The following is an 18,773-nucleotide window of genomic DNA, read 5'->3' as shown; positions in this document are numbered from 1 at the left end:
CGAGTCAAGTACCACACCAACCAGGAGGAGCCCACAGTGGCTAAGGCGAAGTTCGAGCGGACCAAGCCGCACGTCAACATCGGCACGATCGGTCACATCGACCACGGCAAGACCACCCTGACTGCCGCGATCACCAAGGTCCTGCACGACAAGTTCCCGGACCTGAACCCGTTCACGCCGTTCGACGAGATCGACAAGGCTCCCGAGGAGCGTCAGCGCGGCATCACGATCTCGATCGCGCACGTCGAGTACCAGACCGAGGGGCGTCACTACGCCCACGTCGACTGCCCGGGTCACGCGGACTACATCAAGAACATGATCACCGGTGCCGCGCAGATGGACGGCGCGATCCTCGTGGTCGCCGCCACCGACGGCCCGATGCCGCAGACCCGTGAGCACGTGCTGCTCGCCCGCCAGGTCGGCGTTCCCGCCCTGGTCGTCGCGCTCAACAAGTGCGACATGGTCGACGACGAGGAGCTCATCGAGCTCGTCGAGATGGAGGTGCGCGAGCTCCTCTCCGAGTACGAGTTCCCGGGCGACGACATCCCGGTCGTGCGCGTTGCGGCCTTCCCGGCCCTCAACGGCGACGCCAAGTGGGGCGAGTCGGTCTTCGAGCTCATGACCGCGGTCGACGAGTACATCCCGACCCCGGCTCGTGACACCGACAAGCCGTTCCTGATGCCGGTCGAGGACGTCTTCACGATCACCGGTCGTGGCACCGTCATCACCGGTCGCATCGAGCGCGGCATCGTCAAGGTCGGCGAGGAGGTCGAGATCGTCGGCATCCGCGAGGAGTCGCAGAAGTCGACCGTCACCGGCGTCGAGATGTTCCGCAAGCTGCTCGACGAGGGCCAGGCGGGCGAGAACGTCGGTCTGCTCCTCCGCGGCACCAAGCGCGAGGACGTCGAGCGCGGCATGGTCGTCATCAAGCCGGGCACCACGACCCCGCACACCAACTTCGAGGCCTCGGTCTACATCCTCTCGAAGGAGGAGGGCGGCCGTCACACGCCGTTCTTCAACAACTACCGTCCGCAGTTCTACTTCCGCACCACGGACGTGACCGGCGTCGTGACCCTCCCCGAGGGCACCGAGATGGTCATGCCGGGTGACAACACCGAGATGCAGGTGGAGCTCATCCAGCCCATCGCCATGGACGAGGGCCTGCGTTTCGCGATCCGGGAGGGTGGCCGCACCGTCGGCGCCGGCCGGGTCACGAAGATCACGAAGTGAGGACCGGCGGATCGAGCTTGCTCGTATCCGCTCCGAGCTGAAGTGATCCAGCGAGCGAAGCGAGCTGTGATCACGAAGTGATCTGACTCAGCAGCACACCGAGGGCCCCGAACCGCATGGTTCGGGGCCCTCGACCGTTCCCGGCCTCTGGTTGGATGTCCGCGTGAGCGAGAACCCGCCGCCGAACCCCTACGGCCAGCCCTACCCGCAGCAGCCCTACTACCGAGCGCCCGACCACGAGCAGGCGGCGACCGTGCTGGTGCTGGGGATCCTCGGGATCGTGCTCTGCCAGGTGATCTCGCCGATCGCCTGGGTGATGGGCAACCGGGTGGTGCGGGAGATCGACGCCAGCGGCGGCGCCATCGGCGGCCGCGGCGCGGCCAACGCCGGTCGGATCTGCGGGATCGTGGGGACCGCCATCATCGGCGTCGGGGTGCTCTTCCTGCTGCTGCTGGCCGTCCTCTTCCTCGTCGGCCTCGCCGCCGCCTGACTAGGGCGCGAGGAGCGCCGCGATCGCGCCGGCGAACGCCCCCGTGTGCCGGTCGACGTCGGCCTCGGTGTGGTGCGGGCTGAGGAGCGCCATGTTGTGGAAGGGCGTCAGCAGCACGCCGCGGTTGAGGCACCACAGGTGCAGGAAGCCCTCGAGGTCCTCGTCGACGGCGGCCGCTGCGGCCGCCCCGTCCCGCGGTGGCGGGCAGAACCAGTACTCGGCGCGACACCCGAGGCGCTGGACGTGCCAGTCCAGGCCGTGCTCGGCGATCACCCCGGCGACACCGGACGTGAAGCGCTCCGCCAGCGGCACGGCGACGGCGAAGTCCTCCTCGCGCAGGCAGGTCGAGAGCGTGGCCCGGACCGCCGCCAGCGCGAGCGCGCTGCCGGTGAGCGTGCCGCCGACGCCCGCGACGTCGATCTCGTGGCCGAGCATCGGCCCGGACAGCCGGTCGGCGACCTCGGCGCTCATGCCGTACGCCGCGCACGGGACGCCGCCGCCGATCGGCTTGCCGACGACCAGCAGGTCCGGCTCGAGGCCCCAGGCCGCCGTCGCGCCGCCGGGACCGGCGCACAGGGTGTGGGTCTCGTCGTTGACCAGCAGCACCCCGTGCCGGCGGGTCACCTCCCGCACGCCCTCGAGGTAGCCGCGGTCGGGCAGCACGATGCCGATGTTGGTGAGCGCCGGCTCCATCAGCAGGCACGCCACGTCGCCGACCGCCAGCCGCCGGTCGAGGGCGTCGAGGTCGTTGAAGGGCACCACGGCCGTGGTCTCGGCGACCGGGACCTGCGGGCCGAGCGCGCCCGGCCGGGCGACCACGGAGTCCCCGTCCAGGACGGCCAGCGTCTCGTCGACGGTGCCGTGGTAGCACCAGTCCATCACCGCGATCCTGGGCCGACCGGTGAGGTGCCGGGCGAAGCGGAGCACGAACCGGTTGGCGTCGGTGGCCGACATCGCCAGCTGCCACGTGGGCAGGCCGAAGCGGCGGGCCAGCTCCTCACCCACCCACACCGCGTCCGGCGACGGCAGCATGGTGGTGAGGCCGGCCTGTGCGCGCTGGGCGATGGCCGCCGTCACCTGGGGGAGCGCGTGACCGGTCATCGCGCCGGTGTCGCCCAGGCAGAGGTCGACGTACTCGTTGCCGTCGACGTCGGTCAGCCGCGCACCGGCGGCCGCGTCGACGAAGACCGGGAAGCCACCGGGCCACCGGGTCATCCACGGCATGGGCACCCCGGCGAGCAGCGGACCGCGCGCCCGCGCGGCCAGCGCGGCGGATCGCGGGTGCAGGTCGGCGAAGCGCTGCTCCTCGGCGGAGCGGAGGGAGCCGAGTCGCTCGCGAGAGATCATGCTTGGGAACATAGGCCACATGGCAGACGACCGGGTGCGACCCGCACGACCGCACCACAAGCTCACCGACGACGGGCGACGGATGCGGGAGGTGCTCACCTACTCCCGTCGCGGCAGCCGGTTCACTCCGCGGCAGGCCGAGGCCTGGGACGCGTACGCCGAGAGGTGGTGGGTGCCCGACGAGGTCGTGGACGACCCGGGCTTCAGCCTCGCCGGTCTCTTCGGCCGCGACGCGCCGCTCGTCGTCGAGATCGGCTCCGGCATCGGTGAGTCGACGGTCGCGCTCGCGGCCGCCCGTCCCGACCACGACGTCGTCGCGTTCGAGGTCTGGCGGCCCGGGGTCGCCGACACCCTCGGCCGGATCGGGGAGGCCGGCCTGGACAACGTCCGGCTGCTGAGCGTGGACGCCGTCTGGTCGGTGGAGCACCTGATCGCCCCGGGCAGCCTGGCCGGCCTGTGGGTGTTCTTCCCCGACCCGTGGCACAAGAAGAAGCACCACAAGCGCCGGCTGGTCACTCCGTCGTTCGCCGCCCTGGCCGCGAGTCGGCTGGCGCCGGGCGCGGAGTGGCGGCTGGCGACCGACTGGGCCGACTACGCCGAGCAGATGGTCGAGGTGCTCGACGCCGAGCCGCTGCTCGAGGGCGGCCGGGTCGAGCGGTGGGCCGAGCGCCCGGTGACGAAGTTCGAGCGCAAGGGGCTCGCGAAGGACCGCGAGATCACCGACCTGCGCTACGTGCGCCGGCGCGACGACGGCTGACGGGCGGGAGCCGCCGTGGTCCGGCGTACGACGAGGTGGGTCGGCAGGATCACCTGGGTGGGCTGCCAGTCGCCGTCGGAGAGCGCGGCCAGCACCTGCATGGCGGCGACCCGGCCCTGCTCCTGCACCGGCTGCGCCACCGTGGTGAGCTCGAAGTAGTCCGCGAGCTCGTGGTCGTCGAGCCCGATGACCGACAGGTCCTGCGGCACCCGAACGCCGAGCTCGCGGGCGGCGCGCAGCACGCCCATCGCCATCTCGTCGGAGGCCGCGAAGATCGCGGTCGGGGGGTCCGGAAGCGCCAGCAGCGTGCGCGTCGCGCGATCGCCGCCGGCGATCGTGAACTCGCCGTCCTGCTCGAGCTCGGGAGCCGGGGCGATGCCGGCCGCCTCGAGGGTGCACCGGAAGCCGTCCAGCCGGGCCGTCGGCGCGGTGAAGTCCAGGACCCCCTCGGTCGCCCCGCCGATGTAGCCGACCCGCCGGTGCCCGAGCGAGACGAGGTGCGCCGTCGCGGTGGCGGCGGCGTCCCGGTCGTCGATGCGCACCGTGGCCCAGCCCGGCATGTCGGCACCGACGATCGTCACCGGCCGGCCGAGCCGGCCCAGCCGGTCCAGCTCCTCGGCGGTGGGCTTGAGGCTGAGCACCAGGACGGCGTCGACCCGCTTGGTGAGCAGGCTGGTCGCGAAGACCCGGTGCCGCGCCGTGGCGTCACCGGCGAGGTTGTAGAGCAGCAGGTCGTAGCCGCGCTCGCGCAGCACCTCCTCGGCGCCCTGGACGACCGCTGCGAAGAACCAGCGGGTCACCATCGGGACGATCACGGCCACGGTCCGGGTCTGACCGCTGGCGAGCCCGGCGGCGCTGGGGGAGGGCACGTAGCCGAGCCGGAGGGCCGACTCCATGACCCGCTCGCGGGTCTCGTCGGAGACGCCGCGCAGCCCGCGCAGGGCCCGCGAGACCGTCGCCGTCGACATCTCGATGTCGCGCGCGACATCCTTGATGCTGGTCACGGTGGGAACGCTCCCACTGCCTGCGGAAAACCACTACGGTGGTGCCCATGACCTCGCACCTTCCCGACGGATCCACGCTCCAGCTCGGCACCGCCACCGCGGCGTACCAGATCGAGGGGGCCAGCACCGAGGACGGTCGCGGGCCCTCTGTCTGGGACACCTTCGCCGCGCGGCCCGGCGCCACCAGGGACGGCCGGGACGGCTCGGTCGCGTGCGACTCCTACCACCGCTACGCCGAGGACCTCGACCTGGTGGCGGGCCTCGGGGCGGGCAGCTGGTACCGCTTCTCCATCGCCTGGCCGCGGATCATCCCTGCTGGCACCGGCGCGGTCGAGACCCGCGGTCTGGACTACTACGACCGCCTGGTCGACGCGGCGCTGGCGCGAGGCGTCCGCCCCACGGCCACGCTCTACCACTGGGACCTGCCGCAGGCCCTCGAGGACCGCGACGGCTGGCTCAACCGCGACACGGCGGAGGCGTTCGCCGACTACGCCATGGTCGTGCACGAGCGGCTCGGTGACCGGGTGAAGGTCTGGGCCACGCACAACGAGCCGTGGTGCGCGGCGTACCTGGGCTACTCCGCCGGCATCCACGCGCCGGGTCGCCGCGAGGGCGACGCCGGCAACCGGGCCGCCCACCACCTCAACCTCGGCCACGGCCTGGCGGCGGCGCGGCTGCACGAGGCGGGCGTGACCGACCTCGGCATCGTGCACAACCTCGCGCCGTTCTGGCCCGAGACGCCCGAGGCCGAGCAGGCTGCGGCCGAGCTCGACGCGGTGCGGAACCGGATCTGGACCGGGCCGCTGGCCCACGGCGCCTACGACGACGAGCTGCTGCGGGTCGCCCCGGTGCTCGCCGATCCGACGCTGGTCCGCGACGGCGACCTGGCGCTCGTGAAGGGCTCCGCCGACTGGATCGGCGTCAACTACTACACGCCGTTCCGGCCGACGCCGGCCGACCCCGACGTGCCCGTGCACACCGAGATCGAGGCCTACCCGGGCGTCTCGCCGATCTCCTTCGTCGTCCGCGAGCCCCGGACCGACATCGGCTGGGAGACCGACGCCTCCGGCCTCGAGGCGATCCTGGTGCAGACCCACGAGCGGACGGGCCTGCCGATCATCGTCTCCGAGAACGGCGCCGCGTGCGTCGACGACACGTTCGTCGACGGCCCCGACGGGCGCCCGATGGTCGACGACCAGGACCGGATCGACTACCTCCGCGACCACATCGCCGCCACCGAGGCCGCCCGCAAGGCCGGCGCCGACGTCCGCGCCTACTTCGTCTGGACGCTGCTGGACAACTTCGAGTGGGCCGAGGGCTACACGAAGACCTTCGGGATCGTGCACATCGACCCGGAGGACCTCACCCGGACCCCCAAGGCGTCCTACCACTGGCTCGTCGAGCACATCGGCTCCACTGGGTCCTGATCGCCTGGCCTGCCGGCCGGTCAGCCCTTCACGCTGCCGGCCAGCAGCCCACGCACGAAGTAGCGCTGGAGCGACAGGAAGACGATCAGCGGGACCACCAGCGAGACGAACGCACCGGCCGAGAGCAGGTACCACGCCTGGCCGCGCGTGCCGGAGAGCTCGGCGAGCCGGACGGTCAGCGGGGACACGTCCGGGTTGCCGCCGGCGAAGACCAGGGCGACCAGCAGGTCGTTCCAGACCCACAGGAACTGGAAGATCGCGAACGCCGCGATCGCGGGCACCATCAGCGGGAGCATGATCCGGCTGAAGATCTGCACGTGGCCGGCGCCGTCGACGCGGGCCGACTCGACCAGCTCGCCCGGCACCTGCCGCATGAAGTTGTGCATCAGGTAGATCGCCAGCGGCAGCGCGAACATCGAGTGCGACAGCCAGACGGTGTAGAAGCCGCCGCCCGGTGCGTCGCCACCGGCCAGGCCGCGGTCGACGTAGAGGGAGAGCAGCGGGATCATCGTCACCTGGATCGGCACGATCTGGAGGGCGAAGACCCCCACGAAGATCAGGTCGCGTCCGGGGAACTTCATCCAGGCGAACGCGTAGGCCGCCATCACCGCGATGCTCACCGGGATCAGCACCGAGGGGATCGTGATGACGATCGAGTTGACGAAGTACGTCGACAGGGCGGTGTCGCCGTTGAGCACCTCGTCGTAGTTGTCGAGGGTGAAGCTCGGGTTGGTGAAGACCGTCCACCAGCCGCTGTCGGCGATGTCGGCGGCCGGACGGAACGACGTGATGAAGAGGCCGATCGTCGGGATCGTCCACAGCACGGCGATGACGATCGCGGCGAGCGACGCCCACGGCGAGGACAGGGCGCGGCGGGCGGAGCTGGCGACCGGCTCCTGCTCGTAGGCCTCCTGGACCGAGATCTCCTGGGCACCTGTGGTGGTCATCGTGCCTCCAGCTTGCGCATCTGACGGACGTTGTAGATGACGATCGGCAACACCAGGATGAAGATCAGCACGGCCAGCGCGGCGCCGAGTCCCTGGTCGAACGAGCGGAAGCTCTGCACGTAGAACTCGTAGGCGAGCACGCTCGTGTCGAAGTTGCCGCCCGTGGTGGTGCGGACGATGTCGAACGCCTTCAGCGTCGTGATGCTGATCGTCGTGAGCACCACGATGAGCGAGGGTCGGATGCTCGGCACGGTGATGTAGCGGAAGAGCTTGAACCCGCCCACCCCGTCGAGCCGAGCGGCCTCGACGATGTCGTCGGGGATCGCCTTGATCGAGGCGGAGAGCAGCGTCATCGCGAAGCCCGCCTGGACCCAGATCATGATGACGATCAGGAACAGCGTGTTCCAGGGCTGGTTCAGCAGGAAGCGGTAGGTGTCGAAGCCGAAGAACTTCAAGACGGCGTTGGCGATGCCGGTCTGGGCGTTCTCGGTCGACTGGTACTCGTAGACGAACTTCCAGATGATCGAGGCGCCGACGAGCGAGATCGCCATCGGCAGGAAGATCAGGGCCTTCGCGAACTTCTCGAACCGGGACCGGTCGATGAGCACGGCGTAGACCAGGCCGATCACGGTCGAGGCGGTCGGCACGATCACGACCCAGGCGGCGGTGTTGAGCAGCACCCGGACCAGGGCCTCGTCGGTGAAGATGTGCTTGTAGTTCTCGAACCCGACGTTCTCGGTGCCCGCGGCGTTGCCGAAGGACTGCTTGATCGTGGAGAGCGCGGGATAGAGCAGGCCGATGCAGATCAGCAGGATCGCGGGCAGCACGAAGGCGGCCGACTGGATCAGCTCGCCGCGCCGGGAGCGCAGGCGTTGGGTCAGCAGGAGGATCACCGCGACGACGCCGAAGAACAGCGCGATCGCGATGAACATCTGGGCGAACTTCTCACCAGTGGTCATGCAGGGCACTCCCGTTGGCTCGGGCGGCGGAGCGGCGGCTCACGCGGCCGGGTGGACGAGGAGGATGCTGCCGGGCCGCGCGGCTCCCGTCCATCCCTCGGACGGGCCCCGCGCGGCCCGGCGCGGGTGGTGCGGTGCCGGCCGGCCGGTCAGGGACCGGCCGGCCGACGGCCTCAACTAGGGGCAGATCACGGCCAGGACGACTCGATGTTGTCGAGCGTGTCCTGCGTGCTCTGGTCCTCTGCGATCCACGCGGTCATCTCCTTCCAGAACGACCCGGCGCCCACGGCGCCCGGCATCAGGTCGGAGCCGTCGAACCGGAACGTGGCGTCCGGGTCCTGGAGGATCTCGGTCGAGAGCTTGTCGATCGGGCTCGCGACGTTGGCGATGTCGAGGTTCTTGTTCGCCGAGACGAAGCCACCGTTGGGGGTGGCCTTGCCCTTCTCGTTCACCCACTCGCCACCGGAGATGTAGGTCTGGAAGGCCTGCACCTCAGGAGCGTCGGAGAACGCGGCGACGAACTCGCCACCACCGAGGACCGGGTTGCCGAACTCCTCGCCGATCGGCGGGAGGTAGAACGCGAAGACGTCCTTGTCCTCACCGATCTCGAGGTTCGGGTCCTTCTCCTTCCAGTTGGCGGCGTAGAAGCTCGCCTGGCGGTGCATCGCGCACTCACCGTCGGCGATCGGGTAGCCGGCCTCCTGGAAGGGCTCCGTCGCGATCGACTTCACGTCACCGATGCCGCCGTTGACGTACTTGTCGTTCTTGAGGATGTTGCCGACGGTGTCGAGGCCCTCGACGACCGCCGGGTCGTTGAACGGGATCTCGTGGGCGACCCACTGGTCGTAGACGTCGGCACCGGCCGTGCGCAGGAGCACGTCCTCGAGCCAGTCGGTGGCCGGCCAACCGGTGGCCTCACCGGACTCGATGCCCGCGCACCACGGCTTGATGCCGGTGGCCGCGATCTTGTCGGAGAGCGCCAGCATGTCGTCCCAGGTGGTCGGGATGTCCCACCCGTTCTCCTGGAACATCTTCGGGGAGTACCAGACGAAGGACTTCACGTTGGCGGTCAGCGGCGGGGCGTAGAACGTGCCGTCGACGGTGCCGTACTTCTTCCAGTCCTCGCCGTAGAACTCGTCCACGTTGTCCGAGACCGACTGGGGCGCCTCGACGACCTTGCCGGTGTCCTTGACCAGGGTCTGCAGCAGGCCGGGCTGCGGGATGAACGCCACGTCCGGCGGGTTGCCGCTCTTGACCCGGACGACGAGCTGGGCCTCGAACTCCTTGGAGCCCTCGTAGGCGACGCTCGCGCCGGTGCAGTCCTCGAACAGCTTGAAGGAGTCCTTGTAGGGCTTGTCCTCCGGAGCCACGATCGAGGTGTAGAGGCTGACCTCCTTGCCGCTGAGGTCGCCGAACTGAGTCAGGTCCTTGCACTCGGCCTTGCCCTCACCGGGGGACGTGCCGCCGGCCGAGCCGCCCTCGTCGTCGTCGCCGCCACAGCCGGCGAGGACCAGTCCTGCGCTCAGGAGAACAGCAGCCGCTGCCGCTCCCCGACGCGTGTTGCGTGATCGCATTCGCGAATTCCTCTCTGGGTTGTCAGCAGGTCCGTGTAGGTCCGCGCGCCTTGGTAACCCGCTCCGTCAGACCACGATGCAAACGTTTACGTGCTCGCCCGTCAAGGACAGCAGATAACGGTTCCGTAACGTGGGTCACATTTCAATGGGAACGCTCCCACCGCCGGATGATAGCGAGATCGGCACTGTGAGCGCCGCAACATCTGCGGGTTTGTTTCCGGGATGTGACCCGCGGTCTGCACCACCGATAGCCGCCGCAGACCGTCCGGCCGAGCGTGATCTGGGCCGGAGAAACGCCCGGGAGACCGTGTCCGGGCCACCGGATCGTGAGTTCAGCGGTCTAGACCTGTGCCTGCCGGTGGGTGCGGATCAGCTCCGGGCGGCCAGCCGGCGACGCAGCTCGGCCTCCCGGGCGAGCCGCGCGGCGTCCCGATCGCGGCGCGCGGCGACCACCGCGGCGAGGAACGCCTCCGGCGGCGTGCCCGCCGGCGGCGGCGGCGCCACGTGCTCGCTGACGGCGGTCGCGAGCCGGTGCCCGATGGTGGCCCGCGACGCCGGGTCGAGCTGCGGCAGCCGGCCCAGGAACTGGCGTACGGCGAGCGCCAGCCCGGTCGGCAGCGCGGTCATGTCGGCGCCCCCCGCCCACCCGGCCAGCTGGGGCGGCATCGCCGCCGGGGGCGGCAGCGAGAGCCGGACCCGCTCGCGCACGACGTAGGTGCCCGCCGCGTAGTCGCCGAGGCGCTTGCCGCGCGAGCTCAGCAGGGCCGCGAAGAACGCCGGCCCGCCGAAGAAGACGTAGATCTCGACCACGCCGACCAGCGCCCGGACGAAGGCGTGCTGGAAGGAGATCGGACCGGCGTCGTCGCGCACGGCGCGCAGCCCGAACGCGAGCTTGCCGAGCGAGCGGCCGCGGGTGAGGGTCTCCATGGCCGTCGGGTAGACGAGCAGCGCCAGGATGACGGCCGCCAGGCTCGCGACGGCCGTCAGCGCCTCGTCGGTGCGGGCGGCCGCGACGATCAGCCCGATCATGAGGCCGATCAGCAGGGTCAACGTCACGACGACGTCGAGCAGCCCCGACGCCATCCGGATCCCGAGCCCGGCGGGCGGCAGGTCGAGGGCGACGGCCTCCCCGGTGACGAGGTCGTCGGTCGTGAGCGTCGCGTACTCGGCTGTCGCCACGGACCCAGCGTAGGGCTCTAGGCTGCCGGTCATGGACCTCGACGCCTACGTCGCCGCCCACCTGGGCGAGTGGCGACGGCTCGAGGAGCTCACGCGCAGGAGGCAGCTCTCCGGAGCCGACTCCGACGAGCTGGTCGAGCGCTACCAGCAGGTCGCCACCCACCTGTCCGTCGTCCGCACCTCCGCCCCGGATGCGACCGTCGTCGCCTACCTGTCCTCGCTGCTCTCCCGCGCCCGCAGCCGGGCGTCCGGCACCCGCACGAGCACCTGGCGCGGCGTGCGACGGTTCTTCACCGACCGGTTCCCGGCGGCGCTCTACCGGCTGCGCTGGTGGTGGATCGGCACGCTCGTCGCCAACGTCGTCGTCACCGCGGTGATGATCTGGTGGCTGCTCGACCACCCCGCCGCCGAGCAGAGCCTGCTCTCGCAGACCGAGGTCCGGCAGCTCGTCGAGCACGACTTCGAGGACTACTACAGCGAGTACGCCGCCAGCCACTTCGCCGCCCAGGTCTGGGTCAACAACGCGTGGGTGGCCGCCCTCTGCCTCGCGCTCGGCGTGCTCGGCCTGCCGGTGATCTACCTGCTCTTCCAGAACGTCGCGAACCTGGCGGTCATCGGCTCGATCATGATCCGCCACGACCACGGTGCGCACTTCTTCGGGCTGATCCTCCCGCACGGCCTGCTCGAGCTGACGGCCGTCTTCGTCGCCGCCGGCGTCGCGCTCAACCTCTTCTGGTCGTGGGTCGAGCCGGGGCCGCTGACCCGGGCCCAGTCGCTGGCCCGCGAGGGCCGGACGGCGGGCACGGTCGCGCTCGGCCTCGTGGTGGTGCTCCTCGTCAGCGGCCTGATCGAGGCGTTCGTGACGCCCTCGCCCCTGCCCACCTGGGCGCGGATCGGCATCGGCATCCTGGCCGAGGCCGTGTTCTTCGCCTACGTGTTCGTGCTCGGCCGCGACGCCCACCGCCGCGGCCACACCGGCGACCTCGACTCCGCCCTCCTCGAGGACCGCGTCGCGACCCAGGCGTGACTCGGGTCAGAGGAGCCCACGGGCCTTGAGGGACAGGTAGTGGTCGGCCAGCGCCGGCGGCAGGTCGTCGGCGTCGACGACGTCGACACCGAGCGCGCGCAGCAGCCGGGCGGTGTGGGCCCGCCGGCCGAGGGCCTGCTCCGCAGCCGCTGCGTCGTACACGTCGTCGAGGCTCTCGCGCGCGGTCGCGAGCCGCTCCAGCTCCGGGTCGCGGACCGAGGCGACCACGACGCGGTGGTGCCGGGTGAGGGCCGGGAGCGCGGGCAGCAGCCCCTCCTCGACGGCCGCCGGCTCGAGCGGCGTCAGCAGCACCACGAGCGCCCGCTGCCGGCCGAGCTCGGTGACCGCGCCGGCCAGGCCGCCCCAGTCGGCCTCGGCGATGACGGGGTCGAGCCCGGCCATCGCGTCCTGGAGCCGGGCCGCGATGTCGCGGTCGCCGGAGAAGCGCAGCCGGCTGCGCACCCGCCGGTCGCCGGCGACGAAGTCGACGCGGTCGCCGGCCCGCATCGCGAGGGCGGCCAGCAGCAGCGCGGCGTCCATCGCGGAGTCGAGTCGCGGCACGTCGTCGACCCGGCCCGCCGACGTCCGTGACGTGTCGAGCACCAGCACGACCCGTCGGTCCCGCTCCGGCTGCCAGGTGCGTACGACGACGTTGCGGCTGCGCGCGCTGGCCCGCCAGTCGATCGAGCGGACGTCGTCGCCGCGCACGTACTCGCGCAGCGAGTCGAACTCCGTGCCCTGGCCGCGCACCCGCACCGCGGCCCGGCCGTCGAGGTCGCGCAGCCGGGCGAGCCGGCTCGGCAGGTGCTTGCGGGACTCGAAGGGGGGCAGCGACCGGACCGCGCCCGCCACCTCCCGCGTGCGCTGCCGCCCGGCCAGGCCGAGCGGGCCGCGCAGCCGCACGGTCACCCCGACGGCGCGCAGGTCGCCGCGCCGCCGCGGACGCAGGTCGGTGCGCAGCACCGTGCGCTCGCCGGGCGCGAGACTCAGCCGGTGCCGGTTGTCCTCGGCGCCCGCCGTCGGCTGCCAGGCGTCCCGTACGACGCCGCGCAGCCCGCGCCGGCCGGCGTTCTCGACGCGCAGCGAGGTCTGGGTGCGCTCACCCAGCCGCACCGGTCCGACCGGCGGCCGGTCGATCGTCAAGCGGCCAGGGGACGGCGACAGGGCGACGTCGACGCCCACGAGCAGGGCGACCGCCAGCGCCCAGAGCCACGCGGTCCCCATCCCCGGGCGCAGCACGACGGCCACCACTCCCAGCAGGAGCAGCAGCGGGACGCGTCCGGAGATCCACATGGCCTGTCCTCGGGCTAGCGGGGGACCGGCACCGAGCCGAGGGCGGAGGCGAGCACCTGCGCCACGTCGACGCCCTCGAGCTCGGCCTCGGGACGGAGCGCGAGCCGGTGGACGAGCGTCGCGTGGGCGAGGGCCTTGACGTCGTCGGGGGTGACGAAGTCGCGGCCGGTCAGCCATGCCCACGCCCGGGCCGAGCGCAGCAGGGCGGTCGCGCCGCGGGGGCTGACGCCCAGGCTGAGCGACGGCGACTCGCGCGTCGCGCGGGCGATGTCGACGATGTAGCCGGCCACCTCCGGACTGACCTGGACCCTGCCCACGGCCGCCCGCCCTGCGGCGACGTCCGCGGCTCCGGCCACCGGGGTGACCCCGGCGGCCGCCACGTCGCGCGGGTCGAAGCCGTCGGCGTGCCGCCGCAGGATCTCCAGCTCGGCCGTGCGGTCGGGCACCGGCAGCACGACCTTGAGCAGGAAGCGGTCGAGCTGTGCCTCCGGCAGCGGGTAGGTGCCCTCGTACTCGACGGGGTTCTGGGTGGCGGCCACCAGGAACGGGCGCGGGAGCGGCCGCGAGACGCCGTCGACCGAGACCTGGCCCTCCTCCATGGCCTCCAGGAGCGCCGACTGGGTCTTCGGCGGCGTCCGGTTGATCTCGTCGGCGAGCAGCAGGTTCGTGAAGATCGGGCCCTCGCGGAAGCTGAGCTCGCCCTGTCGGCTGTCGATGACCATCGAGCCGGTGATGTCGCCGGGCATCAGGTCCGGGGTGAACTGGACCCGCCGGGTCTCCACGGACAGCGCGCCGGCGAGGGTGCGCACCAGCAGGGTCTTCGCGACCCCGGGCACCCCCTCCATCAGCACGTGGCCGCCGCAGAGCAGTGCCACCAGCAGCCCCGAGACGGCGGCGTCCTGGCCGACGACGGCCTTCGCCACCTCCGCGCGTACGGCGGCCAGCCGCTCGCGCGCGTCGCCGTCGCTGGTCTCCGGGTCGGTCCCGGGGGTGGGGGAGTCGGTCATGGGCGGCGTACCTCTCTGTCGAGCTCGGCGAGCTGGTCGGCCAGCGCCACCAGGTCGTGGTCGGTGGCCGGGGCGGGCGCGGTCGGGGAGAGCAGTGCCTCGACCTCGGCCACCGGGCGGCCGGTGTGCCGGGCGACGTCCTGGACGAGGGTCCCGGGGTCGACGGGGTGCCCGGTGCCGAGCCGGCTGGCCGCGCGGGCTCGCGCGGCGCCGCGCAGCACGGCGGCGGCGTGCGCCCGGTCGCCGGCCTTGCGGTAGAGCCGGCCGCGGCTACGGGTGGTCTCGATCGCCTTCACCGTGACGGGCAGCGGCTCGACCGCCAGCGGCCCCAGCCGGCGCGCGCGCCACAGCAGCAGCCCCAGTGCGGCGACGGCGGTCAGCCAGAGCGCGGGGCGCAGCCAGGACGGCAGCAGGGAGCCCAGGCTCACGCCCTCTCCGGCGTCGACGTCGTCGAAGGAGGGGACGTACCAGACCAGCCGCTCCGAGCCGCCGAGCAGCCGCAGCGCGAGCGCCGCGTTGTCGGCGCGCAGCACCTGGTCATTGCTGAGCGCCCCGCCGGCGCCGAGCAGCACCAGGTCCGGCTCGGCGAGCGCGAGGAGGTGGCCGCCCGCGGTCGCGGGGAAGCAGCCGTCGACCGGGTAGGCCAGTGCGTCGTCGACCAGCAGCGAGAGCCCGTCGTACGTCGGGTCGCTGCAGCCGGCCTCGACCGGGTCGTCGAGCGTCAGCGAGGACGGGGAGTCCTCGGGCCGCCCGAGGGCGTCCATCAGGCCGGGGCCGGGCTCGACGAGCACGACGCGGCCCGCACCGGACCCGCGCAGCTCGCCGAGCGTGCTCTCCCCGAGCGCCCAGGTCGAGGTCACGACGACGGTCGTCGCGTCATCGGGGTCGGCGTCGGCCAGCCCCTCGGCGCTGCGTACGACGGTCAGGTCGACGCCCTGGTCCTCGAGCACCCGAGCCACCGCCTGGGCACCGTCCGGGCCGGGGTTGGCCGGGTCGAGGTGGCCCTCGCGCCGGTCGTCGGCCCCGAGGACGATCACCACGGCGACCGCCGCCAGGAGCCCGACGCCGACGGCGAGCCCCGCCCCCGGCCGGCGCCGTCGCCCGGCCTCGGGCACCGGGCCCGCCAGGGTCGCCGTCATCGACGGACCCCCGCGAGCGCGTCGTCGAGCGCGAGCACCTCGGCCGCCTGGTCGCCGTTGGCCGGCCGGTCGCCGTAGCGCACCTCGTCGAAGAGCCCGGCGGCGGCGGCCACCCGGCGCTCCTGGTCCGGGTGCGCGGCGGCCAGGGAGAGCGCCACCTCGTGGGCGGTGGCGCCGGGGCGGTCGTCGATCCAGCCGCGCTCGACCTGCCGCACGGTCAGCGCGCGGAAGCCCTCCACCACGGCATCGCCGTGACGGCCCGCGGCGAGCGCGCGCTCGGCGGCGGCGCGCAGCTCGGCGGCCGTGACGGTGCGGTCCTCGACCACGGGCCCGCGGGCCCCGGCGAGCCGCGACGTGCGGCGCACCCGGGAGAGCAGCCACGCGAGCCCGAGGCCGAGCAGGAGGAAGGCGACAATGGCGGCGAACGTGGACAGCGGCGGCGCGCTCGTCGCCCGGTCGACCGTCTGGTCGAGCGCATGGTCGATCCAGTCGAGCACCCGGCCGAGCACGTCGGTGTCGTGGTACTCCGGCTTCAGCAGCTCGCGCCGCAGCGCCGAGCGCGCCTCGTCGCCGCTCGGGTCGAGCGGCGGGTCCACGAGCAGCAGCGGCAGCCTCATGCGGAGGCGATCCCCGCCTGGGCCATCAGCTCGACGTCGTACGCCTCCTTGCGCATCCGCTGGTCGAGGTACTGCACCGACGTGACGGCCGAGGTGAAGGGGGCGACGAAGGCGGTCGAGGCGACCGTGCCGAGAGCGTTGGCGCCCAGGTAGACGAGCAGCCCGGCGACGGAGTCGCCCATCCCGATCGTGGCGACCATGCCGGCGATCGAGAAGGGCACGGTCAGCAGCTGGGCGGCGATCGAGGTGACGAGGAGCGTCAGCAGCGCGATCCCGAGCGTGCGCCAGAACTGCCTGCTGGTGAGGCGGAACCCACGACCCAGCGCGGCGAGGATGCCGATCCGCTCGAGCATCAGGGCCGGCACCGCCAGGTAGGTGACCCGGATCCACAGCCAGAGGCAGAGCGCGAGGGCGGTCGGGCCCATGACCACGAAGTAGACGACCGACACCGCCGTCACGTCGATCAGCACCACGACGAGCACCGACACCACGACGAGGGCGACGATGGTCACCATCCAGATCAGGCCGATGACGACGGTCAGGCCGATCAGCCGCCACCGGCGGCCGCGGGTCGCCGCCCAGGCCTCGCCGAGCGAGAGCCGGCGGCCGATCGCGGCCGCGGCCACGACGTGGGAGATCATCCCCGTGACGAACACCAGGCCGACGTACTGCAGCACGGAGCCGACCAGGATCGACCCGACCGCGAGCAGGACCCCGGCGTCGTCCGAGGACGAGACCTCCGCGTTGCCCCCGAGGGTCAGGCCCAGCGCGGCGGTGACCGCCGCCGCCGCCAGCATCGGGACCGCCATCGCGACGGCGGCGACGAGGACCGCGGCGCCGACCGTCGCCTTGGGGTTGAAGCGGATCACCTTGAACGCCGCGTCGTAGATGTCGCCGAGGCCGAGCGGTCGCAGCGGCAGCGCGCCCGGCTTGTGGGCGGCGCCGAGCATCCCCGGGGCCGGGTACGCCGGCGCACCCGGCGGCGGTGCCCAGGCCGGTCGCTGCTCCAGCGGCGGCGTCCACCCCGGCGGTGGTGGTGGTGGCCCTGCGGGCTGGTGGCCCGGCGGTGGGTACCACTCGCTGCCCGACATGGGCACAACCTAGCGGGAGGACTGCCCCGCGACCGCGTGACTCGGCAGCACGCACTCGGCGTCCAGTCCGAGCACGTGGTTGAGCCGGCCGAACGCCAGCCACGACCCGAGGCACATCGACAGCTCGACGATCTCCTTGTCGGTGTAGTGGGCCTTCATCCGCGTCCAGAAGCCCTCGTCCAGGCCGTGGTGGTCGACGGCGTAGCGCTCGGCGTACTCCGCGGCCAGCCGGGTCCGCTCGTCGAGGTCGCGGGTCGTGCGCCAGCCCTCCACTGCGTCGGCGAACGTCTCCTCGACCTTCTGGCCATCGCGCTCGGTGCGCCAGTCCTGGCAGAAGAGGCAGCCGTTGACCTGGGCGATCCGCAGCCGGGCCGCCTCGAACTCGCGCAGCCCGAGCGTCGTGTGCTCGTAGACCGCCATCGAGAACTTCGAGGCGGCGACGCCGATCCCGGGGACCATCTCGCCCCAGACGTACATGAGCGGGTCCTTGTCCTCCGGGATGTCGACGATCATGGAGTGCTCCTTCCGGCCCGCGAGACGCGGCCTCTCGCGGGGGTGAGGGGGACGTCGAGCCCGTCGTACAGGCCGGGCTCGGCGGTGGTCAACCACGGGATCGCGTTGACCAGGCGGTTGGCGGCGGTGGCGTTGCCGCCGGCGGCGCGGTTGTCGCCCTCGTCGGTCGCCTCCAGGGTGACCTCGATCCGCGGGCGTCCCGCGACGACTACCCGGTGCGCACCGGCGCCGCCGTCGGGCGGGGTCGGCCAGTCCGGGGCGCAGGCGGCGTCGATCCGGGTGATGTGCTCGACGACGATCCGCGGCACCCCGGCCACGACGCCCTGCACCTCGAAGCGCAGCGCGCCCTGCGTGCCCGCCGCGAAGGCGCCCATCGCGTTGGTGACCTCTGCCTCCAGCGGGCGGCGCTCGAGGGTCTCGCGGATCTCGTCGAGCTCCACGCCGAGCGCCCGGGCGAGCATCCGCACCTGGCCGCCCCACACCGTCGTGGGCACGCCGGGCGCCACCATCGGTGGGTCGTAGGTCATCGGCTGGCCCATGCCCACCAGCATCCGCACCGCGTCGGGCTGGTCGTAGGTCGAGTAGTCGAAGATCTCCTGGCAGCGCACCTCGTCCACGGTCCCCGCCAGCCCGCTCACCAGCGCGGGGAGCACGTCGTTGCCCCAGCCGGGGTCGACGCCGCTCGCGAAGAGCGCGCTCGCGCCGGCCCTCGCGGCCTCCATCAGCGGCCCGGTCACGGCCGGGGGCGCGTTGCGCGGGTCGTAGAGCGCGTAGAGCGCGGGCGTGACCACCACCGCGCCGGTCCGCAGGCAGCGGGCGACATCGGCGAGCGCCGCGTCCGGGCGCAGGTCGCCGGAGGCCGTGTAGGCGACGGCGCCCCGGCCGCCGAGCACGGCCAGCGCCTCCTCGACGTCGGTCGTCGCCGGTACGCCGAGGTGCCGGTCGATCCCGGCGAGCTCGCCCGCGTCCCGACCCACCTTGGCGGGGGAGGAGACGACGACCGCGGCCAGCGTCAGGCCGGGGTGGGCGTCGACGGCGCGGATCGCCGCGCGCCCCATGTTCCCGGTTCCCCAGACCGCGACAGGTAGGGTCGGGAGCGGCTCGTGGGAGCCGAAATAGAACGCGTTCTCGTCGTTCATGCGGGGACAGTACCCGACCGTCCGGGCCGATTT

18 protein-coding genes are annotated in these 18,773 nt (G+C 72.5%); 5 read left to right on the top strand and 13 right to left on the bottom strand.

The genetic code is table 11. From position 1 onward, the window contains the following. Positions 1-36 precede the first annotated feature (36 nt). The gene (gene tuf / locus HZF07_RS11610; protein WP_181645082.1) at positions 37-1,230 is read left to right on the top strand and encodes an elongation factor Tu; all 1,194 of its coding nucleotides are present in this window, start codon (positions 37-39) and stop codon (positions 1,228-1,230) included. A gap of 163 nt (positions 1,231-1,393) precedes the next feature. Then, on the top strand, positions 1,394-1,720 hold the full coding sequence (locus HZF07_RS11605) for a DUF4190 domain-containing protein (RefSeq protein ID WP_181645081.1): 327 nt from the start codon (positions 1,394-1,396) through the stop codon (positions 1,718-1,720). Here HZF07_RS11605 and HZF07_RS11600 read toward each other — a convergent pair whose 3' ends face one another. Next, positions 1,721-3,067 carry an aspartate aminotransferase family protein gene (locus HZF07_RS11600; protein ID WP_198346386.1) on the bottom strand — a complete coding sequence of 449 codons (1,347 nt, stop codon included), beginning with the start codon at positions 3,065-3,067 and terminating at the stop codon, positions 1,721-1,723. Between the two features lie 19 nt (positions 3,068-3,086). On the opposite strand from HZF07_RS11600, the gene trmB reads away from it, so the two are divergent. After that, positions 3,087-3,824 (top strand): tRNA (guanosine(46)-N7)-methyltransferase TrmB, encoded by a 738-nt coding sequence (trmB, locus tag HZF07_RS11595; RefSeq protein WP_157341786.1) that lies wholly within the window; start codon positions 3,087-3,089, stop codon positions 3,822-3,824. Here trmB and HZF07_RS11590 read toward each other — a convergent pair. Further along, positions 3,797-4,828, bottom strand: coding sequence for a LacI family DNA-binding transcriptional regulator (locus tag HZF07_RS11590; RefSeq protein ID WP_181645080.1), 1,032 nt, complete (start codon positions 4,826-4,828; stop codon positions 3,797-3,799). The genes trmB and HZF07_RS11590 overlap by 28 nt on opposite strands. Positions 4,829-4,875: 47 nt before the next feature. Here HZF07_RS11590 and HZF07_RS11585 point away from each other — a divergent pair, with 47 nt between their 5' ends. Beyond that, positions 4,876-6,255 carry a GH1 family beta-glucosidase gene (locus tag HZF07_RS11585; RefSeq protein WP_157341784.1) on the top strand — a complete coding sequence of 460 codons (1,380 nt, stop codon included), beginning with the start codon at positions 4,876-4,878 and terminating at the stop codon, positions 6,253-6,255. Between the two features lie 20 nt (positions 6,256-6,275). On the opposite strand, the gene HZF07_RS11580 is transcribed toward HZF07_RS11585, so the two are convergent. The 4 genes from HZF07_RS11580 to HZF07_RS11565 form a co-directional block, all read right to left on the bottom strand. Then, positions 6,276-7,202, bottom strand: coding sequence for a carbohydrate ABC transporter permease (locus tag HZF07_RS11580; protein WP_157341782.1), 927 nt, complete (start codon positions 7,200-7,202; stop codon positions 6,276-6,278). Then, positions 7,199-8,161, bottom strand: coding sequence for a carbohydrate ABC transporter permease (locus HZF07_RS11575; RefSeq protein ID WP_157341780.1), 963 nt, complete (start codon positions 8,159-8,161; stop codon positions 7,199-7,201). Before HZF07_RS11575 ends, HZF07_RS11580 begins: the two co-directional genes overlap by 4 nt. 188 nt (positions 8,162-8,349) lie before the next feature. Next, positions 8,350-9,735, bottom strand: a complete 1,386-nt coding sequence (locus HZF07_RS11570; protein ID WP_157341779.1) for an ABC transporter substrate-binding protein — start codon at positions 9,733-9,735, stop codon at positions 8,350-8,352. A 369-nt stretch (positions 9,736-10,104) separates the two neighbouring features. Then, the gene (locus HZF07_RS11565) at positions 10,105-10,914 is read right to left on the bottom strand and encodes an RDD family protein (protein ID WP_181645079.1); all 810 of its coding nucleotides are present in this window, start codon (positions 10,912-10,914) and stop codon (positions 10,105-10,107) included. A 31-nt stretch (positions 10,915-10,945) separates the two neighbouring features. Between HZF07_RS11565 and HZF07_RS11560 the strand changes: the two genes are divergently transcribed. Beyond that, on the top strand, positions 10,946-11,941 hold the full coding sequence (locus HZF07_RS11560) for a stage II sporulation protein M (RefSeq protein ID WP_157341775.1): 996 nt from the start codon (positions 10,946-10,948) through the stop codon (positions 11,939-11,941). 6 nt (positions 11,942-11,947) lie between these two features. On the opposite strand, the gene HZF07_RS11555 is transcribed toward HZF07_RS11560, so the two are convergent. Genes HZF07_RS11555 through HZF07_RS11525 form a run of 7 tightly spaced genes read right to left on the bottom strand, consistent with a single transcriptional unit; the run spans position 11,948 to position 18,740 of the window. After that, positions 11,948-13,234, bottom strand: a complete 1,287-nt coding sequence (locus HZF07_RS11555; RefSeq protein WP_157341773.1) for a DUF58 domain-containing protein — start codon at positions 13,232-13,234, stop codon at positions 11,948-11,950. Positions 13,235-13,248: 14 nt separating this feature from the next. Next, positions 13,249-14,241 carry an AAA family ATPase gene (locus tag HZF07_RS11550; RefSeq protein WP_157341771.1) on the bottom strand — a complete coding sequence of 331 codons (993 nt, stop codon included), beginning with the start codon at positions 14,239-14,241 and terminating at the stop codon, positions 13,249-13,251. Further along, a complete protein-coding gene (locus HZF07_RS11545) occupies positions 14,238-15,380 on the bottom strand; it encodes a DUF4350 domain-containing protein (RefSeq protein ID WP_157341769.1) in 1,143 nt (380 codons plus the stop codon). The genes HZF07_RS11550 and HZF07_RS11545 overlap by 4 nt, the downstream gene beginning before the upstream one ends. After that, positions 15,377-15,997 carry a DUF4129 domain-containing protein gene (locus tag HZF07_RS11540; protein WP_157341767.1) on the bottom strand — a complete coding sequence of 207 codons (621 nt, stop codon included), beginning with the start codon at positions 15,995-15,997 and terminating at the stop codon, positions 15,377-15,379. The genes HZF07_RS11545 and HZF07_RS11540 overlap by 4 nt, the downstream gene beginning before the upstream one ends. Further along, positions 15,994-17,088, bottom strand: coding sequence for a hypothetical protein (locus HZF07_RS11535; protein WP_157341765.1), 1,095 nt, complete (start codon positions 17,086-17,088; stop codon positions 15,994-15,996). Before HZF07_RS11535 ends, HZF07_RS11540 begins: the two co-directional genes overlap by 4 nt. Before the next feature lie 9 nt (positions 17,089-17,097). Beyond that, a complete protein-coding gene (locus HZF07_RS11530; protein ID WP_157341763.1) occupies positions 17,098-17,601 on the bottom strand; it encodes a carboxymuconolactone decarboxylase family protein in 504 nt (167 codons plus the stop codon). Then, entirely contained in the window at positions 17,598-18,740 is a 1,143-nt protein-coding gene (locus tag HZF07_RS11525; protein WP_157341761.1) for an NAD(P)H-dependent amine dehydrogenase family protein, read from the bottom strand. Before HZF07_RS11525 ends, HZF07_RS11530 begins: the two co-directional genes overlap by 4 nt. Positions 18,741-18,773 lie beyond the last annotated feature (33 nt).

This window comes from Nocardioides agri (assembly GCF_013778305.1).
Taxonomy (GTDB): domain Bacteria; phylum Actinomycetota; class Actinomycetes; order Propionibacteriales; family Nocardioidaceae; genus Nocardioides; species Nocardioides agri.
This window is presented reverse-complemented; position numbering and strand designations above follow the sequence as displayed.

Excerpts from the sequence above, each read along its gene's own strand:
- HZF07_RS11585 (WP_157341784.1), top strand. The coding sequence starts at position 4,876 with ATGACCTCGCACCTTCCCGACGGATCCACGCTCCAGCTCGGCACCGCC.
- trmB (WP_157341786.1), top strand. The coding sequence starts at position 3,087 with ATGGCAGACGACCGGGTGCGACCCGCACGACCGCACCACAAGCTCACC.
- HZF07_RS11530 (WP_157341763.1), bottom strand. The coding sequence starts at position 17,601 with ATGATCGTCGACATCCCGGAGGACAAGGACCCGCTCATGTACGTCTGG.
- HZF07_RS11600 (WP_198346386.1), bottom strand. The coding sequence starts at position 3,067 with ATGATCTCTCGCGAGCGACTCGGCTCCCTCCGCTCCGCCGAGGAGCAG.
- HZF07_RS11575 (WP_157341780.1), bottom strand. The coding sequence starts at position 8,161 with ATGACCACTGGTGAGAAGTTCGCCCAGATGTTCATCGCGATCGCGCTG.
- HZF07_RS11550 (WP_157341771.1), bottom strand. The coding sequence starts at position 14,241 with ATGACCGACTCCCCCACCCCCGGGACCGACCCGGAGACCAGCGACGGC.
- HZF07_RS11535 (WP_157341765.1), bottom strand. The coding sequence starts at position 17,088 with ATGTCGGGCAGCGAGTGGTACCCACCGCCGGGCCACCAGCCCGCAGGG.
- HZF07_RS11560 (WP_157341775.1), top strand. The coding sequence starts at position 10,946 with ATGGACCTCGACGCCTACGTCGCCGCCCACCTGGGCGAGTGGCGACGG.
- HZF07_RS11525 (WP_157341761.1), bottom strand. The coding sequence starts at position 18,740 with ATGAACGACGAGAACGCGTTCTATTTCGGCTCCCACGAGCCGCTCCCG.
- HZF07_RS11555 (WP_157341773.1), bottom strand. The coding sequence starts at position 13,234 with ATGTGGATCTCCGGACGCGTCCCGCTGCTGCTCCTGCTGGGAGTGGTG.
- HZF07_RS11570 (WP_157341779.1), bottom strand. The coding sequence starts at position 9,735 with ATGCGATCACGCAACACGCGTCGGGGAGCGGCAGCGGCTGCTGTTCTC.
- HZF07_RS11540 (WP_157341767.1), bottom strand. The coding sequence starts at position 15,997 with ATGAGGCTGCCGCTGCTGCTCGTGGACCCGCCGCTCGACCCGAGCGGC.
- HZF07_RS11580 (WP_157341782.1), bottom strand. The coding sequence starts at position 7,202 with ATGACCACCACAGGTGCCCAGGAGATCTCGGTCCAGGAGGCCTACGAG.
- HZF07_RS11545 (WP_157341769.1), bottom strand. The coding sequence starts at position 15,380 with ATGACGGCGACCCTGGCGGGCCCGGTGCCCGAGGCCGGGCGACGGCGC.